The sequence below is a fragment of the Halopseudomonas pachastrellae genome (genome assembly GCF_900114765.1).
GTDB classification, from domain to species: Bacteria; Pseudomonadota; Gammaproteobacteria; order Pseudomonadales; family Pseudomonadaceae; genus Halopseudomonas; species Halopseudomonas pachastrellae.
Genome location: NZ_FOUD01000023.1, coordinates 1 through 14731, shown reverse-complemented (window position 1 = coordinate 14731; position 14731 = coordinate 1). Strand labels below are relative to the sequence as shown.

Genomic DNA, 14731 nt, shown 5'->3' with positions numbered 1-14731 from the left:
CGCTGCTCACATCGGTCTTGTCAGTGGCCGCCTTGTGCTACTGGTCTGGCCTGACTGGGTCGCCATGGTGACGGCATCCGGCGTCACCGCCGGGCTTTACCACGTCCTATGCAGCCAGGCTGGACCGGCTGTCTCGCTTGCGAGTGCAGGAGGTCAAGGGCGGCGAGCGGATACTGCCTGGCCATGCCTATCTTGCCCCTGACGACAAACACCTGCTGGTGGAGTGCTACGGCGCAGACCTGGTGTACAAGCTATCCGATGCAGAACCAGTTAACCGGCATTAGCCGGCAGTCGATGTGATGTTTGATTCGGTGGCGCCCACGTGCGGCGCCAGTGCTACAGGCGTGTTGCTGACCGACATGGGTAAGGATGGCGGGCAGGGCATGCTAACCATGCAACAGCACGGCGCCCTGACCATTGCCCAGGATGAGGCTAGCTGCGTGGTCTTTGGCATGCCCAAGCAAGTAATCCGGCTGTGCGGCGTGAGCGAAGTGCTGCCACTGGATGGCGTGGCCGCGCGGCTGGTATCGCACATGAAACAGGTGGGGCGCGGCAACCGAGTATAAGTCCGGCTCAGAGCGCCCCAAATACCTTTTGCACCAGGCTGCTGGCTGCAGCGGCTGGATCATCGCGGATAGTCGCCTCCTGTTGCGCAATCATCTCGAACAACCCATCCAGTGCCTGCTCGGTTACGTAGGTTTCAACATTGGTGGCGTTGGGCTCGACCACACCAAAGCTCGCCGCCTGTCCGGCAAAGGCGTTGTACTGCTGAGCAACACCGACCTGATCGGTAGCCTGCTTGACGACAGGCATGAACAACGCCCGAATCTGATCCCGGCTGCTGCGCTCAAGGTAGCGGGTTGCCGAATCGTTGCCGCCGGTGAGGATGTCCTTGGCGTCGGTGAGGCTCATGGAGCTGATCGCATTGACCAGAATGGTCTCTGCCTGGGGTGCAGCAGCTTCCGCTGCCTGATTCATGCTGTTCTCAAGCGCCGTAATCTGACTACCCATTCCCATCATCTTGAGGGTGCGTGCAGCACTGCCCAGCTTGCCCGGCAACTCGATGCGCACATCCGGGTTATCGCTGAAGCCGCCGGGCTGGCCCAGCTCGGTTACCGCCACCCTGGCACCTTGAGTCAGGGCTTCCTTCAGCGCCTGGGCGGTGTCCTGCTGGCTGAGGTCCGACAAGGACAGCGCCAGCGCATTGCCGGCCATAAGTAGGGCAGAACCAAAGGTTAGCAGGCGCTTCATGGTCAGGGCTCTCCAGTGATAGATATCTGTACCACTGTAGTCCAGCTACGCGCATGCCGCGAATTAACCCGCATACAAAAGAGGGCGCAATGCGCCCTCTGGTTGGTTATTTACGCGGTGGCTGGCGTCTCACCCTGTCTGTCCACCATATCCTTGTCCAGGCGGCGCCAGGTCAACAGGAAGCACAGGCCGCTGGCTGCGTAGAGGCAGGCCATGATGACCATGGAGGTCTGCAGGCTTTGCGCATAGACCTGCCCACAGACTTGCTGCAGATTCTCGCTCAGCTGGCCGACCACGGCGGGGTGACATTGGTTGCGCGCCAGTTCACCTGCGCCAACACCCAGCTCGGCAACGCCGGAGTTGAAGAAAATGTCGGACACCGCACCGATGAACAGCGGACCAAAGCCATAGCCAAGCAGGTTGACCAGCAGCAGCATCACTGCCGTGGCCATGGCACGCACGCGCATGCTGACCACACCCTGGCCGATGGTGTACTGAGCCGCCAGATAGCCGTACTTCACGAAACCGCCGATGACCAGGCCGATTGCTGCATAGAGCAGGTTGTCAGTGGTAAAGGCATAAATATAGAAGGGCACCGACAGCGTCAGACCTGCCGCTGGCACCCAGGCGATGGCACCGGGATGTTTTTTGTACATCCTGGTCGCCAGCCAGCCGGTGGCAAAGGTGCCAACCGCAGCCGACAACGCGACCGGGGTGTTGATCCAGATAGCTGCCTGACCAGCGGTGATTTCGTAGGTACGAACGAGAAAGAGCGACTGGAACGAGGAGATACCGTACCCGCAAAACGCGGCAATGGTGGCGCCAGCGGTCATCAACCAGAATGCCGGCTTGCCCATCAGCTCATGGATTGCCTCCTTCAGGCCTGCGCGTTCCTTCTTCTCGGTTTCCGGCGGGTCTGTGTAGCCGCGCGGGGGTTCCTTGACCGTCAATTTGAAGACAAGGGCGACCAGCAAGCCCGGCAAACCGACAACAAAAAAGGCGGTGCGCCAGTCAAATACGTCGGTGACCCAGCCGCCAATCAGGTTTGCAACCATGGTGCCCAAGGTGACGCCCATGGCATAGAAACCCAGCGCCTGGGATCGCTCACGCGGAATAAAGTAATCCGCAATCAGGGAGTTGGCCGGCGGCGTACAGCCTGCCTCGCCGATGCCCACGCCAACGCGGCAGATCAGCAGAATCCAGAACGCCCCTATGGTTATCGAGCCGATAGTCACTTCTGTTGCAAGACCGCAGGCTGCGGTCATCAGCGACCAGAGCGCAACGCAGATGGTCATGATCCAGACACGATGGCCAACATCGGCAAAGCGCGCCAGCGGAATCCCCACGGCGGTGTAGAGCAGGGCAAAACCAAAGCCGGTAAGAAGGCCGAACTGGGTGTCGGTGATTTTGAGATCCGGTACCAGGTCCGGACCGACGACTGCGAGCAGCGCACGGTCCACGAAATTGAGGATGTAGATCAGGGTTAACGCCAAAAGTACATAATTGCGATACGCCTTGGACCCATAACCGGCCAACTGGCCTTGGCCCCTGTTTTCTCCGCCAATGACGGCACTCATGGTCAACCCCCTGCTGAATATCTTGTTATTAGAAGATGCCGGCTGCTGTCAGGCGCACCTGATGCTTAACCGCACGCTCCTCAGCATATCGACAATTGGCTTGGCTGCGGCTCATCGCCGGTGAATCTTTGTGACCGGCCGTGTCAGCAGTTGGACCGACATAACAGCGCAGCCGCCGGGCGGCGTGGTCCGCGTGCCAAACAGTCGTATGAGAGGGGCGACACCAATCCATGATGCAAATGACGGGGTATTAACAGTCGGCGGGGTTGCCGGCGAGCACAGCACGGTTGAGCAGCAGAAAATGGTCCGCCCCCGTCTCAACGGGGGAGGCTCGCTTGTTAAGTTTGCGAGCCGGCGTCATGTACTGCACAACGTTCAGAGTGGAACACCCTGGATGGGGCAGCAGGGATTTAAACTCAAGAAAACCTCGATGACTACCCTCCGGCTGCGGTTAAAACTGCCACCCGTGCTTCCTTAGTCTAATGCACCGCCTGGCCACGCTTTATTTAAAAATAAATCCCAATAAAAACAAGGCCTTGCAAGAATATTCAAATATTAACCAGAGCCAAAGAAACAGGCTCCTGCGCCGCGTTCTACCAAAGTCTTACTAATCAGCCAGCATTGGCGGTGCTACCGTTACTGCCGTAATAACAACAACAATGGAGACGCTAATGTCCATGTCAAAAGAAGAGGCGGCGCGCGGTTACTGGCGTGAAAACCTCAAACTCATGATGATGCTGCTGGTCGTGTGGTTTGTGGTCTCATTCGGTGCCGGTGTGCTGTTTGTCGACCAACTCAACGCCATTACCTTCTTCGGATTCCCGTTGGGGTTCTGGTTCGCCCAGCAGGGCTCCATCTATGCCTTCGTGGTGCTCATCTTTGTGTACGTCTGGAAGATGAACCAGCTCGATCGCAAATACGACTTCCACGAAGAATAAGAACAGGAGTCCAGCGATGGATACCCAAACTCTGATCTATCTGTTCGTCGGGGCGACGTTTGCCCTGTATATCGGTATCGCAATCTGGTCACGAGCTGGCAGCACCAGCGAGTATTACGTGGCCAGCAAGGGCGTACACCCGATTGCCAACGGCATGGCTACTGGTGCTGACTGGATGTCTGCCGCATCCTTCATCTCCATGGCCGGTATCATTTCCTTTACCGGGTACGACGGCTCTGTGTACCTGATGGGCTGGACCGGTGGCTACGTGCTGCTGGCAATGTGTCTGGCTCCGTACCTGCGCAAGTTCGGCAAGTTCACTGTGCCGGAGTTTGTCGGTGAGCGTTACTACTCACAGACTGCCCGGGTTGTGGCGGTGATCTGCGTGATCTTCATTTCCTTTACCTACGTAGCGGGCCAGATGCGCGGTGTCGGCATCGTGTTCTCACGTTACCTGGAAGTGGACATCAACACCGGCGTCGTCATCGGTATGGCTATCGTGTTCTTCTACGCCGTACTCGGCGGCATGAAGGGCATCACCTACACCCAGGTGGCGCAATACTGCGTGATGATCTTCGCCTACATGGTTCCGGCCATCTACATCTCCATGCTGATTACCGGCAACCCGATCCCGCAGTTGGGCTTTGGCAGCGAAGTCATAGGCACGGGCCAATCGGTGCTTGAGCGCTTGAACGGGCTTGGAGCAGAACTCGGTTTTGGCGCCTATACCGACGGCTCCAAATCGACCATTGATGTGTTCTTCATCACCATGGCGCTGATGGTGGGTACTGCAGGTCTGCCCCACGTAATCGTTCGCTTCTTCACCACCCCGACCGTACGTGACGCTCGTAAATCAGCAGGTTACGCGCTGCTGTTCATTGCGATTCTGTACACCACTGCGCCGGCGGTTGCGGCCTTTGCCCGTACCAACCTGCTGACCTCGGTGCCCAACACCGCCTACCAGGAAGTACCGGCATGGCTGAACACCTGGGAAAATGCAGGCCTGATTGCATGGCAGGATAAGAACAACGACGGCATCATCCAGTACGGCCCGGGCGCACCCTTTGTTGGCGCACCCAAGTTCACTGACGAGCGCGGCGCCAATGGCGAGCGTCTGCTGAGCAACGAGCCGACCGACGCAGCCACCGAGCTGTACGTTGACCGTGACATCATGGTTCTGGCCAACCCGGAAATCGCACAACTGCCGGGCTGGGTAGTGGCACTGATTGCTGCCGGTGGTCTGGCTGCCGCCTTGTCGACTGCTGCGGGTCTGCTGCTGGTTATCTCGACCTCGGTATCCCATGACTTGCTCAAGAGCAACATGGCACCGAACATCAGCGAGAAGAACGAGCTGCTGGCAGCGCGGATTGCGGCTGGTGTAGCCATTGCGATTGCGGGTCTGTTCGGGATTTACCCACCGGCCTTTGTGGCGCAGGTGGTCGCCTTTGCCTTCGGTCTTGCGGCGGCATCCTTCTTCCCGGTCATCGTCATGGGGATTTTCTCCAAGAAGATGAACAAGGAGGGGGCGATCGCCGGCATGGTCGTCGGTCTGACCTTCACCTTCAGTTATATCGTCTACTACAAGTTCATCAACCCGGCAGCAACGGCTGATGACTGGTGGTTCGGTATCTCGCCGGAAGGTATCGGTACCCTGGGTATGATCTTCAACTTCATCGCAGCGATTCTGGTGGCCTCTGTCACCAAGGCGCCGCCGGAGAAGATCCAGCACCTGATCGAGGATATCCGTATCCCGCGTGGCGCCGGTGCAGCAGTAGATCACTAAGCACCCGCGCAAATAAAAACGCCCCGCATCTGCGGGGCGTTTTTTATTCCGGCAACAAATCAGAAGCGCCAGGTTGCCTGGGTAGCCAGACCGTGGGCCGAGTTGCGGAAATCCGCCGAATAGTCGGCATAGTTGATTTCGCCTTCGGACTCGCGCAGGTACGAATAGGCGAAGTCCAGGGTCAGGTCCGGCGTTACATCCCAGCCTGCGCCCAGCGAGAAGACCTTGCGGTCCGAGACCGGCACACGCACGGTACGGTGGGTGTCATTGGTCGGTGACGGGTCAACGGTAAAGCCTGCACGCAGCACCCACTGCGGGTTCAACTGATAGGCCGCACCAACTGCCCAGGAAACCACATCATCCCACTGCATATCTTCTTCAATAGTGCCAAAGGTAGGCTGATAGGGCGCAAGCAGGCCGCCGTTCTCGACCTCGATAGCATCCAGGCGGCTCCAGCGCGTCCAGGTACCGCCCGCGTACAGCGTCCAGCGGTCGTCCATTTCCCAGGTAATTGAGGTATCAACCGATTCCGGCATGGTGATATCCAGAGCAGCATCGTAGCTGCCATCCAGCCCCGGGAAGGTGCCAAACCCGCTGAAGCGTGTACGGCCCTCAAGTCCAAACTCGATCGCCGAGTGATAGGTCAGGCCCCAGCGAACCTGGTCAGTAACCTGCACCAACACACCGGCGTTGAAACCGTAGCCAGTGTCATCACCCTTGATATTGACCTCCGCGTTGCTTCCCAGCGCTGCCAAGGGCTGGCTGGTCAGTTTGCCGCTGATGCGGTTGATGGTGGGGCCAAAACCGACCGAGACACGGTCATTGATCTGATAGCTCAGGGTGGGCTGCAAGGTGACAACCTGCACCTTGCTGTACAGGCCGTGCGTACGGCCCTGGAACGCGTCTTCATAATCGCTGATGACACCGAAGGGCGCGTAGATACCGATACCGGCATGCCAGCGGTCGTTGAGCGGGGTTACCAGGTAGCCAAAGGGTACTACCGCGTTCGGCACCATATCGCCGTCATTGCTGCCGGCGGCAAAGCCTTGCGCGTTGTCGATATCGGTCTCGGCGAAGATGGTCGCAAAACCACCGCTGATTTCAGTTCTGTCCAGCCTTGACATACCGGCGGGGTTGCCAAACAAGGTGCTGGCGTCCTCCGCGGAGGATGAGCGTCCTGCAAATCCAGTCCCCATGCCGCTAGCGCTTTGCTCGTTGATGCTAAGACCGTTGGCGTTAACGCCAGAAGCGGCGAGGGTGACGGCTAGGGCAATGGATGACTTCAGCCAGGCGTGTCTGTTCATGGAAGGCTCCGGAGTGTCTGTCTTGGGAAAACGTCTCATTCAGTCGACAGCAGCTTCATTGAATAGGTTGCACTGAGGCTGTCAGGGTGTTCGAAGTTGATCGTCACAGCAGTTTGATACAAAAGGTGGCAATGACTCGAAGGTGATGAAACGAGAGCGCAAGCTAACAGCATCTGCGCCGATCATCCAGTACAGTTTGGAGAAATAAACCAACAAAAGTAGAGCAAACGCTCTAATCTTCGGCGATCAGGAATACAACGCCTACAGACTGCCGATCCTTGCCTGGCGCAGGCGGCGCCAATGCCGCAGGCGGCCGTTCAGCTCTGCCAGGGTTGCAATCCCCTGGGCACGGGCCCGGCTGAGCAGGATCAACAGGATCTCCGCCGTCGCCAGGGCGTCGGCGGCGGCGTGATGGCGCTGGCTGTTGCGCAACTGAAAGTAGTCTTGCCAGTCATCCAGCGTCTTCCTGCCCGTGACCTCCGGGTAGAGCATCGGAGCCAGCTCGGCCACGTCGAGGAAGACATGGCGCAGGCGGGTATTGAGGGTCTGTCGCAGGCCGCGCTGCAACATCCGCTGGTCAAAGGCGGCATGAAAGGCAACAAACACGGCGTTGTCGGCAAAGGACATGAAGTCCAGCAGCGCATCAGCCGGAGCGACCCCGCGCGCGACCTCACTGGGGGCAATACCGTGAATCAGTACCGACTCGGTCACCCGGTGGTTTTCCTGAAACAGCGTGCACTCGTACTGACTACCCAGGTCAATGCAGCCGTTCTCGACCACCACCGCACCCACGGACAAAATACGGTCTCGGTTGACGTTGAGTCCGCTGGTCTCCAGATCCACCACGACCAGGCGACACCCCTCCAGCGGAGTGTCATCCAGTGCCTGAGGGGCCGACAAACGTGCCAGGCGCGCCTGCTGCTCACTGTTCAGCACCTGACGCCGGGCACCCAGCCAGCTCAACGGATTCACAGGTTGTACCTCAGGGCGAGACTACCCTGCAGGCGTTTGGCCTGACGGAAGGACTCGCGCAGGATACGGCGGTCCAGCTGGTTGAGACTGTCAGGGTCAAGCCGATTGCTGAACGGGCGCTGCTCGCGGTCCTGCTGCTGGTGCTGCTGCATGCGCACCAGCTGAATGAACTGGTAGCCCTCGATGTAGGCGTCGGCATCCAGCGGATCCAGCACGCCGCGCTGACGCAACTGCTGTAGCCGCTCCTGGGTATTGCTCGCAGCGATACCGTTGGCCAGCGCAAGCAGCCGGGCGCCATCGACAAAGGGGCCAAGCCCTTGGACCTTTATGTCCAGCGTGTCCTTCTCGGCGCCACTGCGAGCAACAACAAAGTCGCGCAGCCGGCCAATAGGCGGCCTGTGTTGCAGCGCGTTCTGCGCCATCTGCTGCTGAAACAGGGTATTGCTGCCGATCTTGCGCAGCACGCCCGAGAATACCTGATCCGCAGCACGCCGATCGCCCCAGACCACCCGAAAATCAAAGTAGATCGCCGACTTGAGCAGATTGGCTGGCGTGGTACTGGCGATAATGCGATCGAACCGAGCCTGCCATTCACGCGCCGAGAGGCACAGTTCAGGATTGCTGGCCATGATATTGCCCTTGCACAGGGTAAAGCCGCATTGGGCCAGCGCCTGGTTGATCTTCTCGGCCAACGGCAGCAACACCGCGCGCCGTTCCTCGGCCTGCTCGGGGGAGGCAGCGGAGAACATGATGCCGTTATCCTGATCGGTGTGCAGCGTCTGCTCCTGACGCCCCTCACTGCCAAAACACAGCCAACTGAACGGCACACCCGGGTCACCATGCTCGGCAATACACAGTTCGATCACACGGCATACGGTGTGATCATTGAACAGGGTGATGATTCGGGTGATCTGCCCTGACGATGCGCCGTGGGCCAACATGCTGTCGACCAGTTGGTGAATGTGGCTGCGCAGTGCTACCAGACGCTCAACGCTCTCGGCCTGGCGCAGGGTGCGCGCCAGGTGCACCAGGTTGACTCGCTGCAGGGAGAACAGATCCCGCTCCGAAACCACGCCACTCAGGCGGCCGCCGTCCACCACGCAGATATGCGCAATATGCCGCTGCGTCATGGCGATGGCCGCATCGAAGGCGCTGGCGCTGGAGGGCAGGGCGGCCGGCTCCGGCGTCATAACGGTACTCAGGGGGCGGGTGAGGTCAACCTCATCGCTGGCAATCAGCGCGCGCAAGTCACGCAGGGTGAAGATGCCAAGCGGCGCCAGTCCTTCATCCGTGATCACAATGCTGCCGACACTGGCCTCATGCATCTGGCGCACCGCGCTGCGTATTGAGGTATCCGGGAGGCAGTGCACGGGCGAGTGACCTACCAGTTCATCGAGCCGGGCATCCAGCGAATAATGAGCCCCGAGGGTTTCACTGGCCTGCTTTTGCGCTTGCTGATTAACCTGATCCAGCAGGCTGCTGACACCACGCAGGGCGAAATCACGGAACGGCAGCGAGCGGCTGAACAGGGTGACAAAGGTATCTCGCTCGATAGTCAGGCAGAAGCTGTCCTGCGCTGCGCGGTGCAGGGTGCGGGTAGCTCGCTCGCCCAGCAGCGCGGCCAGGGGGAAGCACTCGCCGGTGCCGATCTCGAACGTGGTATCCGGCCGGTCAGCATCGGCAACCACACGTTCCCCGCGAACCAGCCCTTGCTTGAGGATAAAAAAGCGCTGCACCGGACCATCCTGCGGCTGCAGAATTGGTTCGCCTGCGGCAAAGAAGCGCAACTGGGCATGTTCGACCAACCAAGCAAGATGCGCCGGCTCCATCAGGTTGAAAGGAGGGTAGCTCTGCAGGAAGCCGATCAGCCCCTGAACGTTCTGCATGACAGCGGTTTTACCCGCCTCGGCGAATTTGTCGTCTTTGCTCATGGCGCTACAGCTGTTGTTTTGAGGTGATTGTCTGCCGCCGCCACATAACCCTCTATTCGACCTATGTCGCCCCCTTTCAACCAGCAAGTTGGCGCGCCAGACGCAGACAAGTCATTTCATCTGGCAGGCCGTTTTGGTATTGTGACGCAAACGGCACGTTGGGCAATTGACCGGGCCGATTTGAGTATAGAAGAAAGGCAGCGTGCTGGGATGCCACCTCCCGTTGCGGAGGAATAACAATGTTCGGTGTGTTCAAGGGGTAGTGCTTGATCAAGGTGCTGGTGGTTGATGACCATGACCTGGTACGCATGGGCATCAGTCGTATGCTGGGCGATGTCCCGGGCCTGTCCGTTGTGGGCGAGGCCGATTGCGGCGAAAGCGCTGTAACCCGGGCACGCGAGCTCAAGCCTGACGTCGTCCTGATGGACGTGCGTATGCCGGGCATTGGCGGCCTGGAAGCGACCCGCAAGCTGGTCCAGCATGACCGTAACCTCAAGGTCATCGCAGTCACTGTCTGTGATGAAGAACCGTTCCCCACACGCCTGATGCAGGCCGGCGCAGCCGGTTACGTCACCAAGGGCGCAGCCCTGGATGAAATGGTATCGGCCATTCGCCAGGTTCACGCCGGACAACGCTATCTCAGCCCAACCGTCGCCCAACAGCTGGCACTGAAACGCTTCAATCCCGGTGGCGACTCGCCATTTGACTGCCTTTCCGAGCGTGAAATCCAGATCGCACTGATGATCGTCGGCTGCGAAAAGGTACAAAGCATTTCCGACAAGTTGTGCCTGAGCCCGAAAACAGTCAACACCTATCGCTACCGCATCTTCGAGAAGCTTGGCATTACCAGTGACGTCGAGCTGACCTTGCTGGCGGTACGCCACGGCATGGTCGACGCCAGCCAACAGTGAGTCAGTCAACACCCTTCGATCCGCGCGCCTTTCTCGCCTCGGCCAGCAGCAAACCCGGGGTCTATCGCATGTTCGATGCCGACGGCGCATTGCTGTACGTCGGCAAGGCCAGCAACCTTAAAAAGCGCCTGTCAAGCTACTTCCGCAAAACCGGCCTGAGCCCCAAGACCGAGGCACTGGTCAGCCGCATCCAGCAGATTGACACCACCATCACCGCCAACGAAACCGAGGCGCTGCTGCTGGAGCAAAGCCTGATCAAGGCTAATCGCCCGCCGTACAACATCCTGCTGCGCGACGACAAGTCGTACCCTTACGTTTTCCTGTCCAGCAATGACGACTTTCCGCGCCTGGGCCTGCACCGCGGCACCAAGCGCGCCAAAGGGCGTTATTTCGGACCCTATCCGAGTGCCGGCGCCATTCGTGAAAGCCTCGGCCTGTTGCAAAAGGCCTTTCTGGTACGCCAGTGCGAAGACAGCTACTACCGCAATCGCACTCGACCTTGCCTGCAATACCAGATCAAGCGCTGCAAAGCGCCCTGCGTCGGCCTGGTAGACGCCGACGAGTACGCCGAAGACGTGCGTCATTCGGTCATGTTTCTGGAGGGCCGCAGCAACGCCCTCAATACGGAGCTGACCAATGCGATGGAACAGGCTTCCATGAATCTGGACTTTGAGCGGGCCGCCGAGCTGCGCGACCAGATTGCGCTACTGAGGCGAGTGCAAGACCAACAAAGCATGGATACCGAGCAGGGCAACGTGGACATCATCGCGGCGTCGGTGGCACCAGGCGGTGCCTGCGTGCATGTAGTCATGGTTCGCAACGGCCGCGTGCTGGGCAGCAAGAACCACTTTCCCCGCGTGCCAATTGAGCAGCAGCCTGGCGAAGTCTTGGCTGCCTTTTTGCCGCAATACTATCTGGGCACCGCCGAACGCGAGCTGCCACCTGAACTGATCGTCAACGCCGAGCATGCCGACTTTGCCATTATTGCCGAGGCCCTGGCTCAGGCGCGTGGCTACAATCTCAGCATTACCAGCCGGGTACGCGGCAACCGCAAGCGCTGGCTAGACCTGGCTGCGGGTAACGCCGAGCAGTCTCTGGCCAGCCTGCTGAGCAACCGCCAGCACGTGCATCAGCGGTTCGAGGCGTTGCAGCAGGCGCTGCAACTGGACGAGCTGCCCACCCGCCTCGAGTGCTACGACATCAGTCACTCCAGCGGTGAGGCGACTGTCGCGTCCTGCGTAGTGTTTGGACCAGAGGGGCCGTTGAAAAGCGACTATCGCCGCTTCAATATCGAGGGCGTTACCGCCGGCGATGATTACGCAGCCATGCGCCAGGCGCTGCACCGTCGTTTCAGCAGACTGAAAGAGGGGGAGGGCAAGATGCCCGATGTGCTGCTGGTTGACGGCGGCAAAGGCCAGATGAACATGGCGATCGAAGTGCTGCAGGAGCTGGCCATTCATGACCTGACCCTGCTGGGCGTCGCCAAGGGCGTTACCCGCAAGGCTGGCATGGAAACCCTGTATCTCAACGACCCGCATAATGAACTGGTGCTGCCCGGTCATTCCCCTGCGCTGCATTTGATCCAGCATATCCGGGATGAAGCCCACCGTTTTGCCATCACCGGACATCGCCAGCGGCGCGGCAAGGCACGCACCAGCTCCAGTCTGGAAGGCATTGCCGGCGTTGGCCCCAAGCGTCGGCGTGAACTGCTGCGCCATTTTGGCGGCCTGCAGGAACTGAAGCGCGCCAGCGCCGCCGAAATAGCCAAGGCGCCGGGTATCAGTAAAAAACTTGCAGAACAGATTTATGCCGCCCTGCATAGCGATTAGAATGGCCTGTTGCAAACAATGGTCGAGACCATGAACATCCCAAATATCCTGACCCTTATCCGGGTTGCCCTGATTCCGATTTTTATCCTGCTGTTCTATATGCCGTTCCACTGGAGCTATCTGGCGGCTGCGGTGGTGTTCACCCTGGCGAGCATTACCGACTGGCTGGATGGATACCTGGCCCGCAAGCTACAGCAGAGCACACCTTTTGGCGCCTTTCTCGACCCGGTTGCCGACAAGCTAATGGTGGTGATTGCACTAGTGCTGCTGGTTCAGCATCACGCCAACTTCTGGATTACCGCACCGGCCGCCATCATCATCGGCCGTGAGATCGTCATCTCCGCTCTGCGCGAGTGGATGGCCGAGATGGGCGCACGCGCCCACGTTGCGGTGTCGCAGCTCGGCAAGTACAAAACGGCGCTGCAGATGGTGGCACTGGTGGTCCTTTTGGCCAACCCGCCCGAGTTTACGCTATGGGTGATGCTGGGCTATGTGCTGCTGGCGTTGTCGGCTGTACTGACGCTCTGGTCCATGGTGGTCTACCTGATTGCTGCCTGGCCGCACCTGCGCCCCGACAGTGATCAAAATCCCGCCAAATAAGTTTTTTTGAATCAATAACTTGACAGGTCGGCGCAGAAGGATAGAATGAGCGCCGTCCGATGCGGTCAACACCTCCACAACGGTGGTTTTCGCCGGCAAGGATTTTGCGAGAACAGCTCGATTGATCGAGCACTGACCTTACGAGGTCGGGGTGAGGCGCACAGCCTCGCGAGGTCTCGCGACCCGACGGGTCAGATGAAGTAGATGTATATTGCGGGAATAGCTCAGTTGGTAGAGCACGACCTTACGAGGTCGGGGTGGGGCGCATAGCCTCGCGAGGTCTCGCGACCCGATGGGTCAGATGAAGTAGATGTATATTGCGGGAATAGCTCAGTTGGTAGAGCACGACCTTGCCAAGGTCGGGGTCGCGAGTTCGAGTCTCGTTTCCCGCTCCAGATTCATATTCTGTTGACGTCATCCACAGCAGAATAGTCCCCTTATGAGGCCGGGTGGCAGAGTGGTCATGCAGCGGATTGCAAATCCGTGTACGCCGGTTCGATTCCGACCTCGGCCTCCATCTTTACTTTCGCCCGGATGGCGAAATTGGTAGACGCAAGGGACTTAAAATCCCTCGGATTGCAATCCGTGCCGGTTCGACCCCGGCTCCGGGCACCAAATTTCTCCATCAAAATCAGTAAGTTACGGCGAAAAATTTTTTTCTCATCGCGCCGCCAAGCTGCTTGGAAACTTTTTGGAAACTTTCGACCTGATTTTCAGCAGCTCCTGGAATCTTTTCCCAGCTGACCGCAGCTATTCAGTCCAAGCCTGGACGCGGAAGACCATACCTTTCTCTGTGCTCATCCAGCGCCTTGAGCTCTGCCTGAACGACCTCGTCTGAAGGTTCAGGTATCACGTCACCAGCTCGCCGGTTGGGTTCGCCTGGCAGTGTCAGCTTGCGGTTCCTGAGATTGTATCCAGTAGCTTCAGCAGACTGTTCGCCACGTGAGTAAGCCTGGATCTCTTGTCGAGCGTGTTCGTTCAGCTCTGATGGGGCGAGTGTCATTGTGCTACCTCTATCTGCCGAAACAGTTGTGTAGCACAAGCTCAGGGGCGGGGTAGTGCGAGTTTGAGCTCAAACAGTGAGCCAAGCTTCCCAAGGGGGGAAGAGAACTAAGCTGCCCAGCGGGCAGTGAACAAAAAATTACTGGAACAAATAGTGCTTCTTGAAGTTCTCTACGTCATCTTCTTTGTAAACAACTCGGCGATCAATACGCGATTTATACGGCAACAGATCATCACGTAGCCCCGTATACCGCCAGTGCCTCAGTGTGTTCTGAGAAACACCCAACCGCATAGATGCCTCTTTAGCGCTAATGTAAACACAAGAATCTTCATTACGACTTAAAACAGCAGTACTCATCTATTAACCTTTATTTGATAAATTGACATGCCGACAACCCTCTCTCAGTTGTCAATATATACGTTAATCGCCAGCCATAATTGCGCAAAGCCATGAATTGTATTTTTTTGTAATCCATAATTGACTTTTTAAATTTTGCAACAGTATAGGATTCCTATACTCACTACCTCATTCAGTAAGGGCGGCCGCAAAAACTGAGTGCAACACCTGACCTTTCCTGTACGGTGTCGCCATGTCTTACCACGAACTCAGTCTCGAAGAACGCTCCAACATCC

11 protein-coding genes, 3 tRNA genes and 1 pseudogene are annotated in these 14731 nt (G+C 58.4%); 9 read left to right on the top strand and 6 right to left on the bottom strand.

Annotated elements, in window-relative coordinates; genetic code table 11:
• Nucleotides 1-98 precede the first annotated feature (98 nt).
• Nucleotides 99-566 (top strand): annotated as a pseudogene (locus BM116_RS19215) (CheB methylesterase domain-containing protein); the annotation flags it as partial.
• A gap of 7 nt (nucleotides 567-573) precedes the next feature.
• Here the strand turns inward: BM116_RS19215 and BM116_RS16535 are convergent.
• Nucleotides 574-1251 (bottom strand): DUF4197 domain-containing protein, encoded by a 678-nt coding sequence (locus BM116_RS16535; RefSeq protein WP_083727831.1) that lies wholly within the window; start codon nucleotides 1249-1251, stop codon nucleotides 574-576.
• A 110-nt stretch (nucleotides 1252-1361) separates the two neighbouring features.
• A complete protein-coding gene (locus BM116_RS16530) occupies nucleotides 1362-2828 on the bottom strand; it encodes a spinster family MFS transporter (protein WP_083727832.1) in 1467 nt (488 codons plus the stop codon).
• 671 nt (nucleotides 2829-3499) lie between these two features.
• On the opposite strand from BM116_RS16530, the gene BM116_RS16525 reads away from it, so the two are divergent.
• Nucleotides 3500-3766: a DUF4212 domain-containing protein gene (locus BM116_RS16525; RefSeq protein WP_083727833.1), complete on the top strand. Its 267-nt coding sequence runs from the start codon at nucleotides 3500-3502 to the stop codon at nucleotides 3764-3766.
• A 16-nt stretch (nucleotides 3767-3782) separates the two neighbouring features.
• On the top strand, nucleotides 3783-5549 hold the full coding sequence (locus tag BM116_RS16520) for a sodium:solute symporter family protein (protein ID WP_083727834.1): 1767 nt from the start codon (nucleotides 3783-3785) through the stop codon (nucleotides 5547-5549).
• 59 nt (nucleotides 5550-5608) lie between these two features.
• On the opposite strand, the gene BM116_RS16515 is transcribed toward BM116_RS16520, so the two are convergent.
• The 3 genes from BM116_RS16515 to BM116_RS16505 all read right to left on the bottom strand — a co-directional run bounded on the left by BM116_RS16515 (nucleotide 5609) and on the right by BM116_RS16505 (nucleotide 9756).
• The gene (locus tag BM116_RS16515; protein WP_083727835.1) at nucleotides 5609-6853 is read right to left on the bottom strand and encodes an OmpP1/FadL family transporter; all 1245 of its coding nucleotides are present in this window, start codon (nucleotides 6851-6853) and stop codon (nucleotides 5609-5611) included.
• 261 nt (nucleotides 6854-7114) lie between these two features.
• Complete coding sequence (locus BM116_RS16510; protein ID WP_083727836.1) at nucleotides 7115-7825, bottom strand: 3'-5' exonuclease; 711 nt, start codon at nucleotides 7823-7825, stop codon at nucleotides 7115-7117.
• The gene (locus tag BM116_RS16505; protein ID WP_083727837.1) at nucleotides 7822-9756 is read right to left on the bottom strand and encodes a DUF294 nucleotidyltransferase-like domain-containing protein; all 1935 of its coding nucleotides are present in this window, start codon (nucleotides 9754-9756) and stop codon (nucleotides 7822-7824) included. Before BM116_RS16505 ends, BM116_RS16510 begins: the two co-directional genes overlap by 4 nt.
• A gap of 266 nt (nucleotides 9757-10022) precedes the next feature.
• Here BM116_RS16505 and gacA point away from each other — a divergent pair, with 266 nt between their 5' ends.
• The 6 genes from gacA to BM116_RS16475 all read left to right on the top strand — a co-directional run bounded on the left by gacA (nucleotide 10023) and on the right by BM116_RS16475 (nucleotide 13711).
• Nucleotides 10023-10667, top strand: a complete 645-nt coding sequence (gene gacA / locus BM116_RS16500) for a response regulator transcription factor GacA (protein WP_083727838.1) — start codon at nucleotides 10023-10025, stop codon at nucleotides 10665-10667.
• The gene (gene uvrC, locus BM116_RS16495; RefSeq protein WP_083727839.1) at nucleotides 10664-12496 is read left to right on the top strand and encodes an excinuclease ABC subunit UvrC; all 1833 of its coding nucleotides are present in this window, start codon (nucleotides 10664-10666) and stop codon (nucleotides 12494-12496) included. The genes gacA and uvrC overlap by 4 nt, the downstream gene beginning before the upstream one ends.
• A gap of 30 nt (nucleotides 12497-12526) precedes the next feature.
• Complete coding sequence (gene pgsA / locus BM116_RS16490) at nucleotides 12527-13096, top strand: CDP-diacylglycerol--glycerol-3-phosphate 3-phosphatidyltransferase (RefSeq protein ID WP_083727845.1); 570 nt, start codon at nucleotides 12527-12529, stop codon at nucleotides 13094-13096.
• A 319-nt stretch (nucleotides 13097-13415) separates the two neighbouring features.
• Nucleotides 13416-13491: transfer RNA gene (locus tag BM116_RS16485), tRNA-Gly, on the top strand.
• Nucleotides 13492-13539: 48 nt separating this feature from the next.
• Nucleotides 13540-13613: transfer RNA gene (locus BM116_RS16480), tRNA-Cys, on the top strand.
• Nucleotides 13614-13624: 11 nt separating this feature from the next.
• Nucleotides 13625-13711 (top strand) — tRNA-Leu (locus BM116_RS16475).
• 526 nt (nucleotides 13712-14237) lie between these two features.
• Here the strand turns inward: BM116_RS16475 and BM116_RS16470 are convergent.
• The gene (locus BM116_RS16470; protein ID WP_083727840.1) at nucleotides 14238-14456 is read right to left on the bottom strand and encodes a MerR family transcriptional regulator; all 219 of its coding nucleotides are present in this window, start codon (nucleotides 14454-14456) and stop codon (nucleotides 14238-14240) included.
• Nucleotides 14457-14731: the final 275 nt, after the last annotated feature.